Raw genomic sequence first — 19,909 nt, 5'->3', positions numbered from 1 at the left:
TCGTCACCGCACTTCATGTTCACGGCGAATCACCCCGCGATCGTTGGGCACAAACGCGAGTTATCTGCAAGCCATGTCACAAGGAGGAACCGATAATGCCTACCAAGAAATGGGCCATGCCTTTGGTCGTGCTGATTGTGGCGAGCCTGGCGCTGACGGCCTGCCCCGCGCCAACGCCGCCGGTCGCCGCGGTCGTGCCTACGGTGGTCGACCCGACTGCGGCGCCACGGGTGGTTGAGCCGACTGCGGCGCCGACGGTGGTTGAGCCGACTGCGGCACCGACGGTGGTTGAGCCGACTGCGGCGCCGACGGTGGTTGAGCCGACTGCGGCGCCGACGGTAACCGCGCCGACTGAGCCAGCGGCTGACACCTCGCCGCTGCTGGCCGTGCGCCTGAAGCCAATCGGCCATCCCACATGGAAACCGGTTGACTTCCACCTGTTTGCGGCGCCGTTTGGTCCGGGTGGCGGACTCGGTGAAATCGCCCGATCCATTCTCCCGGGGCCGAACCACAGGGCCTTCCCGGACGTGTTGGTCGGCCCCGGCGCGCCGCATGCGCCGCCCTACACCGCCGAGCTGGCGGCTGGTGTGGTCGCCGCCGGCTTTCACGAGGGGGTGCGCTTCACCACATCGGAGTTCTCCGAGGGGATGGGCGTGTTCCTGGCATGGATGAACGTGCCAGCCCCGGGCACGACCGGCTCTTCGCCCGATTTCGCCAGCGGTCCCATCATCGCTAACCGCCTCTTCCCGATCTACACCGGAGCGGAGTCGGTCCACAACGGCCGGACGTTCGACTCCTCCATGGCTGATTACGGCGTGTTTGCCCCGGGCCAGAACGGCTTCAACGTTGATGGCGCCAGTCACTTCCCCGTCTTCGTCGCCGACAATGCGGACTGGGGCCCGTCGGGCGCGCCGCTGGCCGGGAGCTACACTTACAAAATCGAGATGCGTGACGCGGTGATACCGGCGGCAAGTTGGGGTGACGGCTGGCGCATCGAAGTTGACTTCACGATAGCGCCCTGATGGCGATCGGCGGCCCTTGGCGCTTTCGTGTTTGTCAACTCAAGCGTGTCAAAAAACCACCTCTTGCCTACTCGAACCGCATCTGAAAGGGCTTGCTTTTACGGGAGGGAGAACGTCATGAAAACCTTGCTTCGTATCAGGTTTGTCGTCGTAGTTCTGTTATGGATGATCATGCTGAATGCCTGTTCACCCGCCGCAACGCCTGTTCTACCAACTGCGACTTCACAACCTACACCCGCCAATACGGTTGCACCTGCGGATGCACCCACCAATACGATTGCACCTGCGGATATGCTTGCGCCAACGCCGATCAAGAAGCCTGGCTTCAAGCTGTTGCCGATGCCGGCGGCGGTCATCAAAGACAAGATCAAGGTGAATGGTCACAAGTTGTATGTTGCGTGCTACGGGAAAGGCAACCCGACGGTTGTATTGGAGCATGGCTCCGCCACAGATACGGCAACCTGGAATTCCATCGTGCCTTACGTGGCCGCCGAGACACAGGTCTGCGCGTACGATCGCTTCAATACCGGTCAGAGCGGCGCTGACTTTGGGCTGCTCACGATGGATCAAGTGACGGCTGATCTGCACGCGCTTCGGCAAGCTCTCAAGATCGAAGGCCCGATCATCACGGTCGGTCATTCGATTGGCGGCGCTTTCGCGGTGGCCTATGCCATACGCTATGCCGACGATGTGGCGGGGGTTGTCCTCGTTGACAGCGCCTACCCCAATCACTCTGCGCGCTATCTGGCAGCCTTGCCGGCCCCGGCCGCGTCCGAGAACCCCGAAATCACATCGTTGCGCAAGACATTCGTTGCCGATGTGGCTTCGTGGAAGGATTGTTGTGAGCTTTCGAATTGGGATGAAGTCGCCGCCCAATTTGAGTCTACCAGGTTGGGCGACACACCGCTCGTGGCGTTGACGCAGGCCAAGAAACCAGCCGCGAACTGGCCAGATCTCCCGGCCGATTTGGCCGACCGGCTTGAGGACGTGTGGCAAGGAATTCAGCGAGACTACGCGGCGATGTCATCGAATGGACAGGTCATCGTCGCAGAAGATTCTGGTCATGGTATTCAGTGGGATCAGCCGCATTTAGTCCTCGATGCCATTCTCGCGGTGGTGAAAACAGCGCGTCAGTAGTTCGCACAAACCAAAGGAGAAATGTAGACATGAATGATTCGTTCAAGCCACTTGCCGAAGCCGGCTACCAGGTGCGGCCGGCCAGGTTCGAGGATCTACCGCACCTAGTCCCGATGTTTAACGCCGCCGAGGCTGAACTCACGGGCGCCGGCGATAACACGGTTGAACGCTATCGGGAGGAATGGCAGCAGACCGGCATCAATCTCACAGCCAGCACGCGCGTGGTGGTTGCCTCCGATGGGGCAATGGTCGGCTGCGTCGAGTTGTGGGATCACTTCAATCCTCCGGTCCGGCCTTGGATTTGGGGTCGCGTCCACCCCGAGTGGCAAGGTCGGGGCATTGGCAGTGCGCTGCTTGCCTGGGCCTTGACAACCACGCGGCGTGCACTCGATCGCTTGCCCGCGGATGTACGTTTTGCGCCGCACGTCGCCGCACCGGCTGCTCATCGGCCCAGCATGGATCTCTTCGAGGGCATGGGCATGAACCTGTATCGCTATTCCTGGCGCATGATCACTGACCTCGACAGACCCATCCCTGCACCAGAATGGCCGGCAGGGATCGTCGTACGCACCTTACGCTACCCGGAAGACCTGGAGGCGGTTTACTGGGCGCAGGACGAGGCTTTCCGCGAGCATATTGGATACGTCGAGCGTTCTTTCGAGGAGGATTTCGAACGCTGGAAGCGTTACAACTTCGATGCGGCTGGGCTAAAGCCTGAGTTATGGTTCCTGGCGCTGGATGGCGAACAAATCGCCGGGCTGATCAACTCACAGGAACGCTATGATCTCGATTCCCAGATGGGCTGGATTCCCACACTCGGTGTACGCCAGGCCTACCGTCGTCGAGGGCTCGGCCAGGCGCTTCTGCTGCATACGTTTCGAGCGCTGCAGCAACGGGACGTTCCGCGCGTCGGTTTGTCTGTTGATGCCCGGAACAAGACCGGCGCCACACGCCTATACCAGCGCGTGGGCATGCGCGTGCAGCAAGAGGTGGCTCACTACGAAATCGAGCTGCGGCCAGGCCGGGATCTGGCGGTCATGGACTAATTCGAGATAGCTCATCTCACTTGTATCGGTTTTGTATCGGTCAAAGGCTTGCTGCGCGGCGACTTTTGGGGTTTACTTAGCGCAGCCCCTGGGATTGTCCCTACCAACATCTGCCGTTCGTACGGCAGATGCCGCGTCTGCGTTCCGCAAGGAGGTTTTGGTATGAAGCGTTCAATAGTGTTTATGCTCTTGGCTGTGGTCGTTCTCGGAAGCGTCGGCCTCTGGAACCATCTCCCAGTCAGCGCCGAGGCCAATGTGCACGCGCTCTGGATCTTCTCCGATGAGGTCAGCACGCCAGCCGCGCGTGATACCCTTGTCCAGCGCAGCGCCGCGAGCGGGGTGACAGATCTCTATCTCAGCGTCTACCGCTCTGCCCTCAACAGCGCGGGACGCAGAATGTACGAGGACAGCGACATCGCGGACCTGATCAGTAAGGCTCACCTCCACGGCCTTGCCGTCTGGGCGGCGTATGGAAATACCGACTGGCCGGCGATCGGGTGCAGCCCATCGTCCTGGCCTTTGCAGCGCATGGCCGAAGTTGTTGCCTACGACACCGCCAATCCCACGGCTCGCTTCGACGGCGTGATCCTCGATGTGGAGCCGCCGGAGCCGCAGAGCGAGGCTGCCTACCAGAGCCTCCTGACGCTCTACCAATGCACCCGCGCCTTCCTGCCCAGCAACCTGCAGCTCGCGGCCGCCATCCGCTTCTTCTGGGACACGGCGGTGGCGTTCCCGGTGGGAGGGTCAGTCAAGCCGGTGTATCAGCACATCGCCGATCTCAACCTCGACCACATCGTGGTCATGGGCTACCGGGACTTCGCAGGGACGGCGGCCTGCGCGGAAGGCGACGGCCTCATCTGCCTCGACCAGGATGAGATCGCCTATGCGGACACGCTGCTCAAATCCAACCTCATTCTGGTGGGGCTTGAGACAGCGAACTGCGCGCCCAGCGAGTGCGGCCCGGAAAAAGTGACCTTCTACGAAGAGGGACAAGCCGCGCTGAACAGCGAAGCGCAACTGGTCGCTACGCACTTTGGCGGGCACATCAGCTTTGGCGGATTCGCCATTCATCGCTACAACGCGTCCTACCTATCCGGATTGCCTGCGTGGCCGACGGAAAACCCGCCGCCCCCGCAGGGTGTGATCGTCAAGCTGCTAGACAGCCAGGGTCACGGTCTGGCCGGCGCGTCGGCGCAGTATTACGACGCTGGCTGGCAGACCATCCCTGGCAGCACCGATGCGAGTGGCGCCCTGGTCACCGACATTCCCACGACCAGGGGTAACCTCACCTTCCGCATGACTTACGCCAACGCATCCAAGGACATGGCCCAGAACGTGACCAGCAACCCGATTGTCACCTTCCAGACGGCGCGCGTCGTGGTGGAACTGCGCGACAGCGCGGGCAACCTGACGCCAGACGGCGCGGGCACGGGGGCGGTGCAGTATTACGCCGGCGGCTGGCGTGACTTCGGCGCGACCGCAGGCGGGCAGGCCAGCAAAGAGCTGCTGCCGCTCACCTACAGCTTCAGCATGAACTACGCCTTTGCCCGTCAAGAGAAGGGCGGTCAAAACACGGCGGCCAGTCCCACGGTCACCTTCCAGACGGCGCACGTCGTGGTGGAGCTGCGCGACAGCGCGGGCAACCTGATGCCCGACGGCGCGGGCACGGGCACGGTGCAGTATTACGCGGGCGGCTGGCGCGACTTCGGTGCGACCGCGGGCGGACAGGCGAGCAAAGAGCTGCTGCCGCTCACCTACAGCTTCAGCATGAGCTACGCGTTTGCCCGCCAGGAGAAGGGTGGCCAGAGCGTGGCCGCCAATCCCACGGTCACCTTCCAGACGGCGCACGTCACCGTGGAGCTGCGCGACAGCGCGGGCAACCTGACGCCGGACGGCGCGGGCACGGGCACGGTGCAGTACTACGCGGGCGGCTGGCGCGACTTCGGCGCGACCGCGGGCGGGCAGGAGCAAAGAGCTGCTGCCGCTCACCTACAGCTTCAGCATGAGCTACGCCTTTGCCCGCCAGGAGAAGGGCGGTCAAAACACCGCGGCCAATCCCACGGTCACCTTCCAGACGGCGCACGTCACCGTGGAGCTGCGCGACAGCGCGGGGAATCTGATGCCGGACGCCGCGGGCACGGGGATGGTGCAGTACTACGCGGGCGGCTGGCGCGACTTCGGCGCGACCGCGGGCGGACAGGCCAGCAAAGAGCTGCTGCCGCTCACCTACAGCTTCAGCATGAGCTACGCCTTTGCCCGCCAGGAGAAGGGCGGTCAAAACACCGCGGCCAATCCCACGGTCACCTTCCAGACGGCGCACGTCACCGTGGAGCTGCGCGACAGCGCGGGGAATCTGATGCCGGACGCCGCGGGCACGGGGATGGTGCAGTACTACGCGGGCGGCTGGCGCGACTTCGGCGCGACCGCGGGCGGACAGGCCAGCAAAGAGCTGCTGCCGCTCACCTACAGCTTCAGCATGAGCTACGCCTTTGCCCGCCAGGAGAAGGGCGGTCAAAACACCGCGGCCAATCCCACGGTCACCTTCCAGACGGCGCACGTCACCGTGGAGCTGCGCGACAGCGCGGGGAATCTGATGCCGGACGCCGCGGGCACGGGGATGGTGCAGTACTACGCGGGCGGCTGGCGCGACTTCGGCGCGACCGCGGGCGGACAGGCCAGCAAAGAGCTGCTGCCGCTCACCTACAGCTTCAGCATGAGCTACGCCTTTGCCCGCCAGGAGAAGGGCGGTCAAAACACCGCGGCCAATCCCACGGTCACCTTCCAGACGGCGCACGTCACCGTGGAACTGCGCGACAGCGCGGGGAATCTGATGCCCGACGGCGCGGGCACGGGCGCGGTGCAGTACTACGCAGGCGGCTGGCGCGACTTCGGCGCGACCGCGGGCGGGCAGGCCAGCAAAGAGCTGCTGCCGCTCACCTACAGCTTCAGCATGAGCTACGCCTTTGCCCGCCAGGAGAAGGGTGGCCAGAACGTGGCCGCCAATCCCACGGTTACCTTCCAGACGGCGCACGTCACCGTGGAGCTGCGCGACAGCGCGGGCAACCTGATGCCCGACGGCGCGGGCACGGGAACGGTGCAGTATTACGCGGGTGGCTGGCGCGACTTCGGCGCGACCGCGGGCGGGCAGGCCAGCAAAGAGCTGCTGCCGCTCACCTACAGCTTCAGCATGAGCTACGCCTTTGCCCGCCAGGAGAAGGGCGGTCAAAACACCGCGGCCAGTCCCACGGTCACCTTCCAGACGGGACTGGTGCATTCTGAGAGCGGGTCTGCCGTCCAGTATTATGCGGGCGGCTGGCGGAGCTTTGCGCAGGATATGCAGCTTCTGCCCGGTTCGTACACCTTCCACTTCAATGATGGCAATCCGAACCAGGCATATCCTATTGCCGGGGGTAGCATGAATTCGATCCACTAACAAACGATGAAAAGACTACCGTGATTGACGCCCGCACTTGCGCCCGCGCAGGTGCGGGTGAGCATTGGCTGCCATTGGTGCAGAAAACCCTTTTGTCGCGAGGCGCGCCATGTCTCTTATCATTGATTTCGACGTCCGCGTCATCAAGAACGCCCCAGGGGCCTACCGGGTAACCGCACAGGCGCCTGGCAGTGGCCTGGCCAGCGGTTCGCTGGATTGGGCCAGGTTAACAGCGGTTGAGTTCAGGGTGCAGCTTGAGCGGATGAGCGCATCCGATCAGGCGTTGCTGCGCGAGATCGGCAATACACTCTTTGGCGCATTGTTTAGTGGTCAAGTGCGCGAACTTTTTCTGGGCATCTACAGGCAACGAATCGAACCGGTCGAAGGAGCTGCGCTGCGCCTACGGCTCGACTTCGACGAAACTGCGCCGGAGATCGCCACGCTGCCGTGGGAATTGCTGGCCTGGAACGACACTCACCTGGCGACGCAGGTCAAGACGTTGGTGACCCGGCAGCTTCTGAGCCTGAACTACGGCAGCGTGAAGTCGCTGACCGTGCCAGGGGGGCCAAAAGCGCTCATCGTCATTCCGTGTGGCTCAGGGCTGGCCACAGAGGAGGAAGAGCGGACTATCACCCTGGCCTTGCAGAATGTTCGGCTGCCCTACGATCTGCTCACGGGCCGAGTTCCCATCCAGCGATTGGATGATGCGCTGTCGGCGTCTAGCTATCATATTTTGCATTTTATTGGTCACGGCTACTTCGAGAGGGACATAGGCGCCACGGCGCGGGGCCTGCTGCGTTTCAACGCGGCCGTGGCCCCTGCTGATGCACGGTACGATGAGGAATGGGTGGATGAGGTTCAGATGCAGTCGCTGCTTGGCAATCATGCAACCATCAAGCTGGTTGTCTTGAACGCATGCAAGGGCGCGGCTGTCGAGGGGCGGCGCAGCGGCCACGGTTTTATCGGCATGGCGCCGGCCATCTTGAGAGCCGGTGTTCCCGCGGTCGTTGCCATGCAGGACGTCGTGCGCGACGATGTGGCGCTGCAGTTCGCGGAGACCTTCTATCGGCGCCTGACGGCAGGCACATGGGCCGGGCAGGTAGATGCCGCGGCGACGCTGGCGCGCAATGCCTGTCATCTCAAGTTTCCCAATGACGCAGGCTTCTCCTCACCCGTGCTTTACCTGCGATCGGCCGATGGCCGCATCTTCAATGCCGGCGACTCGCCATCTGACATCGGAACACCCGCTATCCAGGCTGTCTACAACGCCTCAGCGTTGCCCGATCTGCCCACCGAGCTGCGCACACAGACGTTGGCCAACCGGCGCAACGAGTTGGCTGACCTGCTGCGACACGTGCGCGCACACCGGGCAACGCTGGTCACCGGCATTGGCGGCATCGGCAAGACAACCCTCGTGCGCGCGCTGCTGGAAATGGCCCCGGCCGAACTGCCGCCGCCGCTATGGCTGGACTTTTGCACGGAACCGGATGCGACATTAGACAGCCTGCTGGCTAAGTTTGCAGCCTATCTGAATTGGCCTGCGCTGTTGGCCTATCGCACGGATCAACGAATGCCGGGCCAAGATGATCTGTTACGCCTGACCGGCCGCCTGTTCCAACTGCCTCCCTTGTGGCTCGTGTTTGATAATCTGGAAAGCCTCCTGGACGACGATGATCATTTTCGTGACGCGGGCGTGGAGAATTTCTTTCAAACGCTGCTGACGCGCCAGCACTCGGCCAGCCTGATCGCAACCAGCCGTGTGCCGCCGAAATTCCGCGATAGTCGAGCCTTGGGCGCTGGTCTGGACAAGTCGTCTCTTGAGCTGGCCGGCCTGGGCGTACCTGACGGTGTTTCGCTGTTGCAGGAGTCTGGTCTGCAGGAGGACGCACGGGGAATGCTGACGCGGGTTGTGGCGGACCTTGGCGGGCATCCCCTGGCGTTGCGTCTGTTGGCAAGCGAGGCGCAAACCTGGGGCTTGACCGAACTTCTGGCAGATGCTGGTCTATGGCATGGCAGTATTGCCTCGTTTGCGCGACGCCTATTCGGTCGGCTACGCCCCGCTGAACAGGCATTCCTGACGCTTTTCTTTGTCTATCGCCGGCCGCAGCCGGTGGCGTTCTTGGTTACCCTGGCCGGCGGGCCCCACGTGGGTCTACCGGTCGTGCGCAGCCTGGTTGATCGGTCATTGCTCAACGGTCACGTGGCGGGCGTCGCTCGCTTCTACCGTTTGCACCCATTGGCAAAGGAGTTGCTGGAAGTGGAAGTAAATCCTGAAGCCCATCGCGCGGCTCATCTGGCCGCCTACGACCACTATCGTTCCTTGCCTCTGCCGCCGCAAGTCAGGTGGCAGAGCCTGACCGATGTGACGTCGCTGGTGGAAGCGCATTATCATGCCATCGAAGCCGGAGAGATCGCCAAAGCAGCGGCTGTGTTATTCGATCATGCGTTGCCAGATTACCTGGAACGATGGGGCGCGCAAGATCTGCTCATCATGCTGAGCCGCCAAACCCTCGGCCAGGCGCCCGCTGGCATGTCCTACGTGCAATACCTGACGGATTTGGGCTATGCCAGGCTGACCACGGCTACACAAGACGCCTTGACGCAGGCGCGGCTGCGCCGGCTGATCGGCAAATGCGCCAGGCTGCTGAACGACTACCCGCGCGCATTGGCTGCCTGCGAGGCAGGAATCGCTCTGCTGACGACGCCGGACGGCGAACGCGAACTGGCGCGCCTTCTGGCCGAGTCTGCCTTGACATTGTATCGCTTGGGGAATAACCGTGAGGCCGCTGCGCGATGTGAGCGCGCCCTGGCGCTCATTGCACGCGAGACCGATGTTGAAAGCCGAATTGACGCAGCCGGTTTGCACAGGCACCTGGGCAGCGCGCTCTACGGTTTGGGGCGCTTCGCGGATGCGTATGAGCAGCACCGACTTGCTTATAGCATCCATAGCGAGCTTGGACTCACCTATCGAGCCTATGAGGATTACGATCACATGGGCGTTGCTCAACGCAACTTGGGCCATTACGAAGAAGCAATCAAATATCACGAGGGAGCCTTGCAGCACTTCCAGTCCGCAGGGCAGCAGTCGGGCATCGCCGGCGCCAGCCTCAACTTGGGGGTTGCACTGCATGTTTTGGGACGACTCGACGACGCCGCTATGCATTACTGGGTCGCGCGGCAAACGTTCGGGGATCTCGGCAACGTTTTGGGCCTTGTCGCAAGTTGCTCGAACCTGGGCGAACTAAACCTCGATCGCGGGCAGCACGAGGATGCGTTGATGATGCTCAATCAGGCGCTGCGTGAGAGCGAGGCTGTGGGGGAGAAGGAATATCGGCCAGCAATTCTCGTTCTCTTGGGCCAGGCTCACGCGTTTCTGGGCCATGCCGCCTTGGCAAAGGACTGCCTGACCGAGGCAGTCAAATTGGCGGAGCAGACCGAGAACCGATCAGCGCTTGACACCGCGCAGGCGCTCTTAGTCAAATGGGCAGGTTGATTTCTGGGAGGCACTATGTCTAGGCAAGCACTCTTGAGTTTGATTGTCCTGCTGCTGGCTGCTGCTACGGCTGCGTCAGCCCCTACTCCTGAATCGGGCATGGGCCGCTGGACCCCTGGGCATCAAGGAATGTACGGCGGCGATGTGCAAGCGCTGGCCCTCTCTCCGGCTTTCGCCAGCGACGCCACACTTTTCGCCGGCACAGACGGGGCCGGCGTTTTTCGTTCTACGGACGGCGGCGGTTCCTGGCGCGAGATTAACACCGGCCTGTGGGCGCACGAGGTCCGGTCGCTGGCGATTTCGCCGAATTTTGCCAGCGACCGGACGATCTTCGCTGGCACGGGGGCCGTGGTTTTCAAGTCCACGAATGGCGGCGACACCTGGGCTGAAAGCGGCGCCGGCATCACTGACTGGAGCATCGAGGCGATCGCGCTCTCCCCTGGCTACGCCAACGATCGGACGCTGTTCGCAGGCACGAATGAGGGCGGCGCCTTCAAGTCTACTAACGGCGGCGCATCTTGGAACGCCGTTGTGAATGGCCTGACCGACCCCTGGGTGACTGCCCTGGCGATTTCACCGGGCTATGCTGTGGATGCTACCCTCTATGCCGGCACTTTTTACGCGGGGCTTTTTCAGTCCACCAACGGAGGCAGCACCTGGCACACCGTCAACAACGGGCTGACCGATCTGACGGTACAAGGCTTGGCCGTCTCGCCGAACTTCGCCGCGGATCACCGCCTGTTCGTGGGAACCTGGTATGGCGGTTTCCGATCCAGCGACGGCGGCGCTTCGTGGCAGGCGAGCAATGCGGGATTACCGGCGACCTTGGTCAGTGAGTTGGCGATCTCACCCCGCTACGCAACCGACCAGACGATCTATGCAGGCACGCAGTGGAACGGCTTGTTCAAATCCACGGATGGCGGCGAGTCGTGGCGCGCCGCCGGAAGTAATCTTTCGGGGGGCGCCGTGGCCTCCTTGGCGCTTTCGCCTGCTTATCAAAGCGATGCGACCGCGTTTGCTGGGTTTTGCTACGGCATCGGCGTTTACAAGTCGGTCACGGGAGGCGCGTTCTGGAACCCGGCCTATAACGGCATCACCAACGTGGCGGTGCAGCAGTTGGCGGCTTCGCCGGACTTCGCCGCCGATGGGATCGTTTTTGCATCCACGCAAGACGGGTGGGTTTTTCGGTCGAGTGACCGCGGCATTTCCTGGCAGGTCGCCACCACAGGGCTTGAGAATCAATCCGTCCAGGCCCTGGGCCTTTCACCCGCGTTCACCACCGATCATACCCTCTTCGTCGGCATGGCATCGCAGGGTGTATTCCGCTCCACCGACGGGGCTGACACCTGGCACAGAACCGGATTGGGGGCGCTTGCTGTGCGGGCGCTGGCGATCTCCCCTGATTTCGCCTCCGATCATACCCTGTTTGCCGGAAGTTGTTGTGGGGGCGTCTATCGCTCTACCGACGGCGGAGGCTCTTGGGCGCCGGCCAACAACGGCCTGGCCGACCTGGAGATCAATGCGTTAGCCTTCGTGTCGGAAGCTGTCGCGCCGCGCACCCTCTTCGCCGGCATGCACACCGGCGGTGTGGCCAGGTCCACCGATGGCGGCGCTTCGTGGCAATCGTCAAACACGGGGCTGGGGACTCGCAGCGTGGATAGCCTGGCGATTTCACCACGCTACAGCGCTGACCACTCCCTGTTTGCAGTCACCTATGATTCGTTGTTCAAGTCTACCGATGGCGGGAGCACCTGGGCACAAGCCGATAACAACATGGGGGCGCCTGTGCGGACGGTGGCCTTTTCGGCAGATTATGCAGCCAATCACACCCTCTATGCTGGCACCTGGTGGCTCGGTGTCCTCCGCTCGACCGATGGCGGAAGCTCGTGGACGGAATACAACGATGGCCTGGAAGCCGTGGACATTCGCGTCTTGGCCTGGGGGCTTGCCTCGTCGCCCACCCTGTTCGCTGGCACACGCGACAGCGGCGTCTGGCAGTACACACTAGGCCCGACGTCGACACCCACCCATACGGCGACGCCCAGCCTCACGCCGACCGCCAGCGTCACACCAACCGTAACCCCAACAGGCTCGCGTGTGGCGACAGATACCCCGACCTTGACCTCTACCCCCACCTTGACCTCTACCCCCACCTTGACCTCTACTCCGACCCCCACACCTACTCCTACTCCTACTACCAGGCCGATTCCTTGCAGCGCCCCCGTGTGGACCGTGTTGATCTATCTCAACGGAGATAACAACCTGGATTTCATGACGTTCGAGTTATTCAATAAGTTGGAAGACGCCGCCGGCAATCCTTGTATCCGAATCTTGGCGTTGTGGGATCGTAGTCAGGTCGGCGACACGGTCCGCTACCTGGTGCAGCCGGATACTGACCCCTACGTGCTTGCAACCTACACGGATAATGTCAATCGGTGGCCGCTCGGCGAACGGAACATGGGCGATCCACAGACTTTGGTCAACTTCGTGACTGACGCCCGTGCGACTTACAACGGCGCCTATACCCTTTTGGCCCTGGTAGATCATGGTAACGGCTGGTCGCCCAGTATTCCGCCTGGCCCACAGAACTGGATTCACGGCGGCATGAGCTTCGATGACTCCAGCGGCGGCGCGTACCTCTCTACCACGAGGCTCGCCGGTGCATTAGGCGCGATCACCAACAATGGCGCCCATCCGCTGGACGTGGTCTTCTTCGATGCCTGCCTGATGAGTATGGCAGAAAACCTTTACCCGATCCGCTCCTTCGTGCATTACCTGGTCTCCTCTGAGAATGAAACCTTCTCCAGCTACCCATACACCAACTACCTGGCGGCGATGACGGCCGACATGCAGCCCAGGGAGTTGGCGATTCGCATGGTGAATCAATACCATGAATCACTGTACGGCTATCCACGCACCATGGCGGCCTACAATCTGGATGCCATGGGGTCGGTGGCCCACGCGGTGGATGTCCTGGCACGCGCCCTAAACGGGGCCGTGGGCGCCTACCGCCACCAGATCATGACGAGCTTTGTCTCCTCGCAGCGGTTTGACTCTAACGTGGACTTAAGGCTAACGGATACCGATGGCTACGTTGATGCCTATGACTTTGCACGGTTGGTCAAGCAGAACGTTCCGAGCGACACGGTGCAAGCCGCCGCACAAGGCGTCATGGACGCCATCAGCGCGCAGCTTATGGTGCATGAACGCCATGCCAGCGGGTTTTATTGGGGCAACGGCGCATACTGGGACTTGGATGGGGCACATGGCCTGTCCATCTACTTGCCGCTAGGCCGAAACGAATGGCTGCTCGATTACTATAACGCCACTGAGCTCACCTTTGCCGCCGATACCGCATGGGATGAGTTCATCCGCACCATGATTGCGGCCGCGCAACCGCCGAGGACCACGCCAGAACCTTTGGATCCCAATTACCGACCTGGCCCACTTTTGGTAAGGTGGACGTATCTGCCGTTGTTGAAGAAGTAAGGTGACTATTCAGCCTCCGGGCGACCTCTTGCGCTGCGGAGCAGCGCAAGAGGTCGCTGCAACGAATGCGGAGTCTTCGCACGGAGGCTGCTGCTAGTCCGCAAAGGCCCGACTTAGTCATGTTTGTTGCGGTTTCAACCACCGAAGGCACTGTACTGTAGCCAACAGCTCGTCCTGTGCACCGGTAGGGCTGATTTGTCTTCCCGCAGACAACAGCATCCAATCCGCGAAATACGACATGCCGATGTTGAAATTAGCCAGAATTTTGGGATTCCAATCCCCTTACTTTGCCTCCCACACCTGACCTGCCGTATAATACGACATCCTGGAAGGGCAATCGCGATGATAAGGAGCTACGATGCACATTTTGGTAACAGGGGGCGCAGGCTATATCGGCAGCGCCGTGACGCAGCAGCTGCTGGATGCCGGTCACGCTGTGACGGTGTACGACAATTTGTCCAACGGCCACCGGGAGGCCGTGCCGGCCGGCGCCGTGTTTGTGGAAGGCGATATTCTCGACCGCACCGCGCTCGATCGGCTGCTGACCGCCACCCCCTGCGACGCGGTGATCCACTTCGCGGCGTTCATCGAGGCCGGCGAGTCTATGAAGCTGCCCGGCCGCTTCTTTTATAACAACGTCACCGGCAGCACGACGCTGATTGACGCCGCGGTCGCGCATGGCGTCTCACGCTTCGTCTTTTCGTCCACGGCCGGGGTCTATGCCAGCAAGGACGCGCCCATCACGGAGACCGATCCCATCGGCCCGGCCAGCGTTTACGGCCAGACGAAGTTCATGATCGAAGAAGTGCTTGGCTGGTATCACCGGCTGTTTGGCCTGCGCTTTGCCGCGCTGCGCTACTTCAACGCCGCAGGCGCGTCGCCTGCACGCGGCGAGGCGCATCACCCCGAATCTCACCTGATCCCGCTGGTGCTGCAGGTAGCCCTGGGCCAACGCGCAGCCATCAGCATCTTCGGCGACGATTACCCCACGCCAGACGGCACCTGCATCCGCGACTACATCCACATCGAAGACCTGGCCAGCGCGCATGTCCTGGCGCTCGCTGGGTTGGAGACGCGACCGCAGATGCTCTACAACCTGGGCAACGGCGCGGGCTATTCGGTCAAAGCAGTGATCGAAACCGCGCAAGAAGTGACCGGCCGCCCCATCCCGGCAACGATCACGCCGCGGCGGCCAGGCGATCCGGCGATTCTGGTCGCCAGCAGCGATAAGATTCGCCGCGAGCTGGGCTGGACGCCGCGCTATCCGGATCTGCGCGAGATTATGGCCAGCGCCTGGGCCTGGCATCTGGCGCATCCGCACGGCTACGCGTAAACGGCGCCCAGACTTCTGAGGTCTCGAAGACTTCGAAAGTCTATGGCACGTTGGCCTGCAGCTCCTCCAGCCACACCACGGCCTCGGAGTCGCTGGGCGCGCGCCAATCGCCGCGCGGCGAAAGGGAGCCGCCAGAACCGACTTTGGGGCTGTTGGGCACGGCTGACCGTTTGAACTGGCTGATCTTGAAGAAGCGGAAGAGGAAGACGCCGAGCCACTTCTTGATCGTGACCAGGTCGTACGCGTGACGTTTCTCAGGCGGCAGGAGGTCGGACCAGTCGCCGCGTGCCTTGTCGCCCCATGCGTGCAAGGCCAGGAAGGCCACTTTGCTCGGCCGGAAGCCAAAGCGCGTGATGTAGTAGAGGTTGAAGTCTTGCAGTTCGTACGGCCCGATGGTGGCCTGCGTGCTTTGCGCCGGCTTGTCAGACGAACCATCTGTCTGCGGCACCAGCTCCGGTGAAATCTCGGTGTCGAGGATGGAGAGCAGCGTCTCGTGGGTGGCCGGGTCGAACTGCTGGCTGCTCACCACCCACCGAATCAGGTACTGGATGAGGGTCTTGGGCACCGATGCGTTGACATTGTAGTGCGACATGTGATCGCCGACGCCGTACGTGGCCCAGCCGAGCGCCAGCTCGCTCAGGTCGCCGGTGCCAAGCACCAGCGCGTTGTTGAAATTGGCCAGGCGGAACAGGTGCGAGGTGCGTTCGCCGGCCTGCACATTCTCGAAGGTAACGTCGTACAACGGCTCACCATTGGCAAAGGGATGGCCGATGTCACGCAGCATCTGCAGGCAGGACGGCCGGATGTCAATCTCGTGCGCGCTGACGCCGAGCGCGTTCATCAGCGCCCAGGCGTTGGTGCGCGTGCGGGTGCTGGTGGCAAAGCCGGGCATCGTATAGGCCAGGATGTTCTGCCGCGGCAGTCCCAGGCGATCCATTGTGCGCGCAGCCACGATCAGCGCCTGTGTCGAATCCAGCCCACCGGAAATGCCAATCACCAGTTTTTGAATGCCGGTGGCGGTCAGCCGCTTCATCAGACCGTGCACCTGGATGTTGTACGCCTCGAAGCAGCGCTCATCACGCACGCGCGGGTCACGCGGCACATACGGGAAGCGCTCTACCTGGCGCTGCAGCCCGATCTCGCCGCCGGGAACCTCGAAAGCGAAGGGGATGCGCCGCAGTTGGCGCAGGCGGTCACGCTCATCGCTGGTCGCATCGTTGAAGCTGGTCGTGCGCATGCGATCCTGTAGCAGCCGCTCCAGGTCAATATCGGCCAGGATGAGCTGCTGGCGGGCGGCGAAGCGCTCAGATTCGGCCAGCACCTCGCCGTTTTCGGCAATCAGCGCGTGGCCGTCCCAGGCCAGGTCGGTGGTTGATTCGCCTGGCCCCGCGCCGGAGTACAGGTATGCGGCGATGCACTTGGCGGCCTGCGAAGTCACCAGGCTGCGGCGATAGTCGGCCTTGCCCACGGTGATGTTGCTGGCCGACAGATTGGCCAGGATGGTCGCGCCGCCCAGGGCCGCCCAGGTGCTCGGCGGAATCGGCACCCACAGGTCTTCGCAAATCTCCACGTGCAGGCGCAAACCCGGCAAGGTCGTCGCCTCGAAGATCAAGTCTGGGCCGAACGGCACGGCCTCCCCCAGAAGCGAAACCTCGCGCGCAAGGGCATCGCGAGCCGCGACGAACTGACGTTTTTCGTAGAATTCCCGGTAGTTGGGCAAGTAACTTTTAGGCGCCAGGCCCAACACATGCCCGCGATAGATCACCACGGCGCAGTTGAACAGCTTATCTTCCAGCCGCAGCGGCGCGCCTACCAGCAGCACCGGCGTCAGCGCGAGGCTGGCCGTCACCAGGCGCTCGAGCGCGGCCAACGTGGCCTCCAACAGCGCGTCCTGTTGAAACTGATCATCGTTGGTATAGGCGGCCAGGTTCAGCTCAGGGAATAGCGCCACGGCCGCGTGGGCATCTGACGCTTGCTGCGCCAGTTCCAGCGTGCGCTCCAGGTTGTGCTGCGGGTCGGCCACCTTGACGAACGGCAGGCACACGGCCATGCGGGCAAAATCGTGGCTATAAAGGGAATGAAATGGTTGGATCATGGATTTCTCAGCCGCTGACTGCGTTGATGGGCAAGCCGGCGCTGCGCACCAAGGCCCTGAACTCTCCCAGGACCATGGCCGTCGCGCCCCAGACTTTGTGACCCTCGACCTCGAAGAAGGGCACTTCCACCGGGTAGCCGCGCAATTCCCACGTTTCGCTGCGCACGTTGCTTCCGCTGGTCAGTTCTGCCAGCGGCATCTCCAGCACAATCGCCACCTCGGCCGGGTCGGGACGAAAATCGGGCCGCTGCGGCGTGTATGCCACCGTTGGGTAGATGCGGTAGTCGCTGGGCGGGATGTAGAGCGGCGTCAGCGTGCCCAGGATGATCAGAGTTTCCGGCCGGATGCCCAGCTCCTCCGATGCCTCGCGCTGCGCCGTCTGCACAAAGTCCGCATCGCCTGGCTCCCACGCGCCCCCCGGAAAGGAGACCTGCCCGCGATGATGGTTCAGCGTGTCGGTGCGCTTGGTGAGCACCAGCGTCAGCTCGCCCTCTTTAGGATAGAGCAAGAGCAGCACACCGCCTTCGCGCGGACGATGCGCTGGGTCGAAGCCGCGTTCCATGCCGGGTCGCGGCTGCGGCATCATCTGCATCTGGCCTTCCAGTCCAGGCAGAGGCCGCTGCAGCGCCTGCTGAATGTGGTTGATCTGATCTGGTTTCGGCTGACTGCTGTTCACGGGTCAGGTCCATTTGGTGGCGTGATGTGAAAGTGTTTCAACGCCAAGACGCCACGACGCCAGGCCGCAAAGATTATGTGGATTGAGGTCGCAGGTCACGCCTCCGGCGTGACGGTGTGCTTAGCCTCGCAGATTACGCTTCCCTGCGCCAGTCGTAGGTCACGCCTCCGGCGTGACGACGTGCTCAGCCACAGATCACGCTTCTAGCGTGACGGCGCTGCTCACGGCCCCGTCGTGCCAAAGTAGGCGGCGACGGTCAGGATATCTATCACGTCCAAATCGCCATCGCCGACGCCGTTGAAGTCCACGTCATACAGCGCCGTGTAGGTGCCTTCGTTCCAATAGTCTTGCGCGGCCTGCGCCGTGAGCTGAATATCGAGCACATCCACGCCGTTGGCGCTGCAGTTGACGTTGGCCCACGAGCAGATGGTCATCCACTGCGCGCCGAGCGGCCCCCAGTTGTTCAGGCTGTCGCGCCCACGCACAAGCGCCAGGTACCTGCCAGCCGCCAGCCCGTTGGTGCTGACGGTGGCTCTGACGCCTTCGATCGGGCTGTTGAACGTGCCGTCCACGGCCGTCATCACCCCGCCGGTGCCCGGATCGCCGACGGGCGCCGCGCCTTGCGCCACCAGGTAGTATTCGGCGCTGGCAATGGATTGGTTGCCATTTTGTGTATCGTTGATTTGCGCCGTCAGGTTGAAGGAATAGCCAGACACGACGCTGCCTGGCAGCACCGCCAGGCTGTTGGCATCTGGCCCAAACGCACGCTGGTAGGGACGGTCGGCGATGAGCGCGGCGTACTTGAGCACCGGCAGCATGGTGCTGATGACGCTCGGCACCAGGCTGCACGAGGTGAAGAAATCATCACCGTACAGCTCGATCACATAGGCCGGCACGCCCAGTTCGCCGTAACCCCAGTCGCGCGTGTTGCCGCTGACCGGGTAGAGCGCATGGCTGACATCGTAAGTGTTGCCGGTCAGGGTGTTGAACTTATTGCCAATCGCCATCAACTCGGTGTTGTTGGGCGGGAGCGCGGTGGTCCAACCCCAGGGCACCAGGATAGAACCGGGATCGGTATAGTTGTGAATGTTGATCATGATGCCAGTGGCGGTCAGCGGCGCCGGATCGGTGTCGCCCGGCCCGCGCTGATCGGGGATCAGGCTGCGCACCAGGGTTTCATACGCCTGAATCTCAGGCTCGGAGCCAGGGGCAACGCCGCGGTAGGTCTGGTCGCAAGGGGCTGTGGAGCCGCCGCCGGCCACATCCCATTTGAAAACATGGTTGCGATTGAGGTCAATGCCATAGTGGCTGTAGGCGTTAGGCGGCCACGAGCAGCTGCCGGAACCGGCCGCGCTGTTATTGGTGTTCTTGCGCCAGTACCACGGACTGCTGTTGTAAGGTGGTTCGGCGCCCAGTTCCACCATGCGCCGACCGTCGGGGTTGCTCTCCAGCACGACATAGATCTCGCGGTTATCTAGCAGCCAGGTGATATTCGGATCCACGCCGTAGCCGCTGACCAGGGTCTGGATGAAGGTCTTCATCAACTCTGGGCCGGGCAGCTCGCGGGCGTGCAGACCGCCGTCCACGAAGAAACGGCCCGCTTTCGTGGGCGCGCCCAGCTCGTTGGTAATGCGCGCCACCTGCAAGCTGTAACCAGCGATGGTCTGACCGCCGGCGTTGGTGCAGCCGCCGTGGGCGAGGCACCAACTGCTGCCGTAGGTGCTCAGTTCGATCAGGTTTGGATTGGCGGCGGCGTAGCTCACCAGCCAACTGTTGAGGTCTGCCAGTTTGGAATAGCAGCTCGGCCATGCATCCGGCTGCGCCGGCGCTGCGCCCAGCACGTCCACGGCGTAACCCAACTGGCGCAGGCCGTCAATTTCAGCCTGTGTCAGGTTCAACTTGGTCTGCCCGGCCTCGAAGGCTTCATCGTAAGTCGGCAGCCGTCGCGCCAGGTCGGCAAAATCCTGCACCGACCGCACAACGACGTTGACATGAAAGCGCGCTGGGGGATCGGGCGGGAGTGTGAGCGCACCCGCTGGGGTCACATCAGGCGGCGCGGCCAGGGTCACAGCCGGCAGCGCCAACACCACCATCAAGCACACAACAAACCACCGTTGTTTCATGTACCGCTTCCCCTTACCAACGATTTGACAAACAACACCTTCCGGCGTACTCCGGACTGTCA

11 protein-coding genes are annotated in these 19,909 nt (G+C 62.5%); 7 read left to right on the top strand and 4 right to left on the bottom strand.

Annotated features, from left to right (window positions below; genetic code table 11):
- The first annotated feature begins 95 nt into the window (after nt 1-95).
- The 3 genes from ACPQ6D_RS08600 (at nt 96) to ACPQ6D_RS08590 (ending at nt 3,205) form a co-directional block, all read left to right on the top strand.
- Nucleotides 96-1,022, top strand: a complete 927-nt coding sequence (locus ACPQ6D_RS08600) for a hypothetical protein (protein WP_423223905.1) — start codon at nt 96-98, stop codon at nt 1,020-1,022.
- Between the two features lie 117 nt (nt 1,023-1,139).
- Nucleotides 1,140-2,159 (top strand): alpha/beta fold hydrolase, encoded by a 1,020-nt coding sequence (locus ACPQ6D_RS08595; protein ID WP_423223904.1) that lies wholly within the window; start codon nt 1,140-1,142, stop codon nt 2,157-2,159.
- A 29-nt stretch (nt 2,160-2,188) separates the two neighbouring features.
- The gene (locus tag ACPQ6D_RS08590; RefSeq protein WP_423223903.1) at nt 2,189-3,205 is read left to right on the top strand and encodes a GNAT family N-acetyltransferase; all 1,017 of its coding nucleotides are present in this window, start codon (nt 2,189-2,191) and stop codon (nt 3,203-3,205) included.
- Between the two features lie 744 nt (nt 3,206-3,949).
- On the opposite strand, the gene ACPQ6D_RS08585 is transcribed toward ACPQ6D_RS08590, so the two are convergent.
- Entirely contained in the window at nt 3,950-4,276 is a 327-nt protein-coding gene (locus ACPQ6D_RS08585; protein ID WP_423223902.1) for a hypothetical protein, read from the bottom strand.
- Nucleotides 4,277-5,207: 931 nt separating this feature from the next.
- Between ACPQ6D_RS08585 and ACPQ6D_RS08580 the strand changes: the two genes are divergently transcribed.
- The 4 genes from ACPQ6D_RS08580 (at nt 5,208) to galE (ending at nt 14,953) form a co-directional block, all read left to right on the top strand.
- A complete protein-coding gene (locus tag ACPQ6D_RS08580) occupies nt 5,208-6,638 on the top strand; it encodes a hypothetical protein (protein ID WP_423223901.1) in 1,431 nt (476 codons plus the stop codon).
- Nucleotides 6,639-6,747: 109 nt separating this feature from the next.
- Nucleotides 6,748-10,131: a CHAT domain-containing tetratricopeptide repeat protein gene (locus ACPQ6D_RS08575; RefSeq protein ID WP_423223900.1), complete on the top strand. Its 3,384-nt coding sequence runs from the start codon at nt 6,748-6,750 to the stop codon at nt 10,129-10,131.
- 15 nt (nt 10,132-10,146) lie between these two features.
- Nucleotides 10,147-13,620, top strand: coding sequence for a clostripain-related cysteine peptidase (locus ACPQ6D_RS08570; RefSeq protein ID WP_423223899.1), 3,474 nt, complete (start codon nt 10,147-10,149; stop codon nt 13,618-13,620).
- A gap of 358 nt (nt 13,621-13,978) precedes the next feature.
- On the top strand, nt 13,979-14,953 hold the full coding sequence (galE, locus tag ACPQ6D_RS08565; RefSeq protein WP_423223898.1) for a UDP-glucose 4-epimerase GalE: 975 nt from the start codon (nt 13,979-13,981) through the stop codon (nt 14,951-14,953).
- A 40-nt stretch (nt 14,954-14,993) separates the two neighbouring features.
- Here the strand turns inward: galE and ACPQ6D_RS08560 are convergent, their stop codons facing one another.
- The 3 genes from ACPQ6D_RS08560 to ACPQ6D_RS08550 form a co-directional block, all read right to left on the bottom strand.
- A complete protein-coding gene (locus tag ACPQ6D_RS08560) occupies nt 14,994-17,048 on the bottom strand; it encodes an NAD(+) synthase (RefSeq protein WP_423223897.1) in 2,055 nt (684 codons plus the stop codon).
- Nucleotides 17,049-17,055: 7 nt separating this feature from the next.
- A complete protein-coding gene (locus ACPQ6D_RS08555) occupies nt 17,056-17,724 on the bottom strand; it encodes an NUDIX hydrolase (protein ID WP_423223896.1) in 669 nt (222 codons plus the stop codon).
- Between the two features lie 221 nt (nt 17,725-17,945).
- Entirely contained in the window at nt 17,946-19,847 is a 1,902-nt protein-coding gene (locus tag ACPQ6D_RS08550; RefSeq protein WP_423223895.1) for a M14 family zinc carboxypeptidase, read from the bottom strand.
- Nucleotides 19,848-19,909 lie beyond the last annotated feature (62 nt).

The organism is Candidatus Amarolinea aalborgensis (assembly GCF_900491745.1).
In the GTDB taxonomy this organism is placed as follows: domain Bacteria; phylum Chloroflexota; class Anaerolineae; order SSC4; family Amarolineaceae; genus Amarolinea; species Amarolinea aalborgensis.
This window is presented reverse-complemented; position numbering and strand designations above follow the sequence as displayed.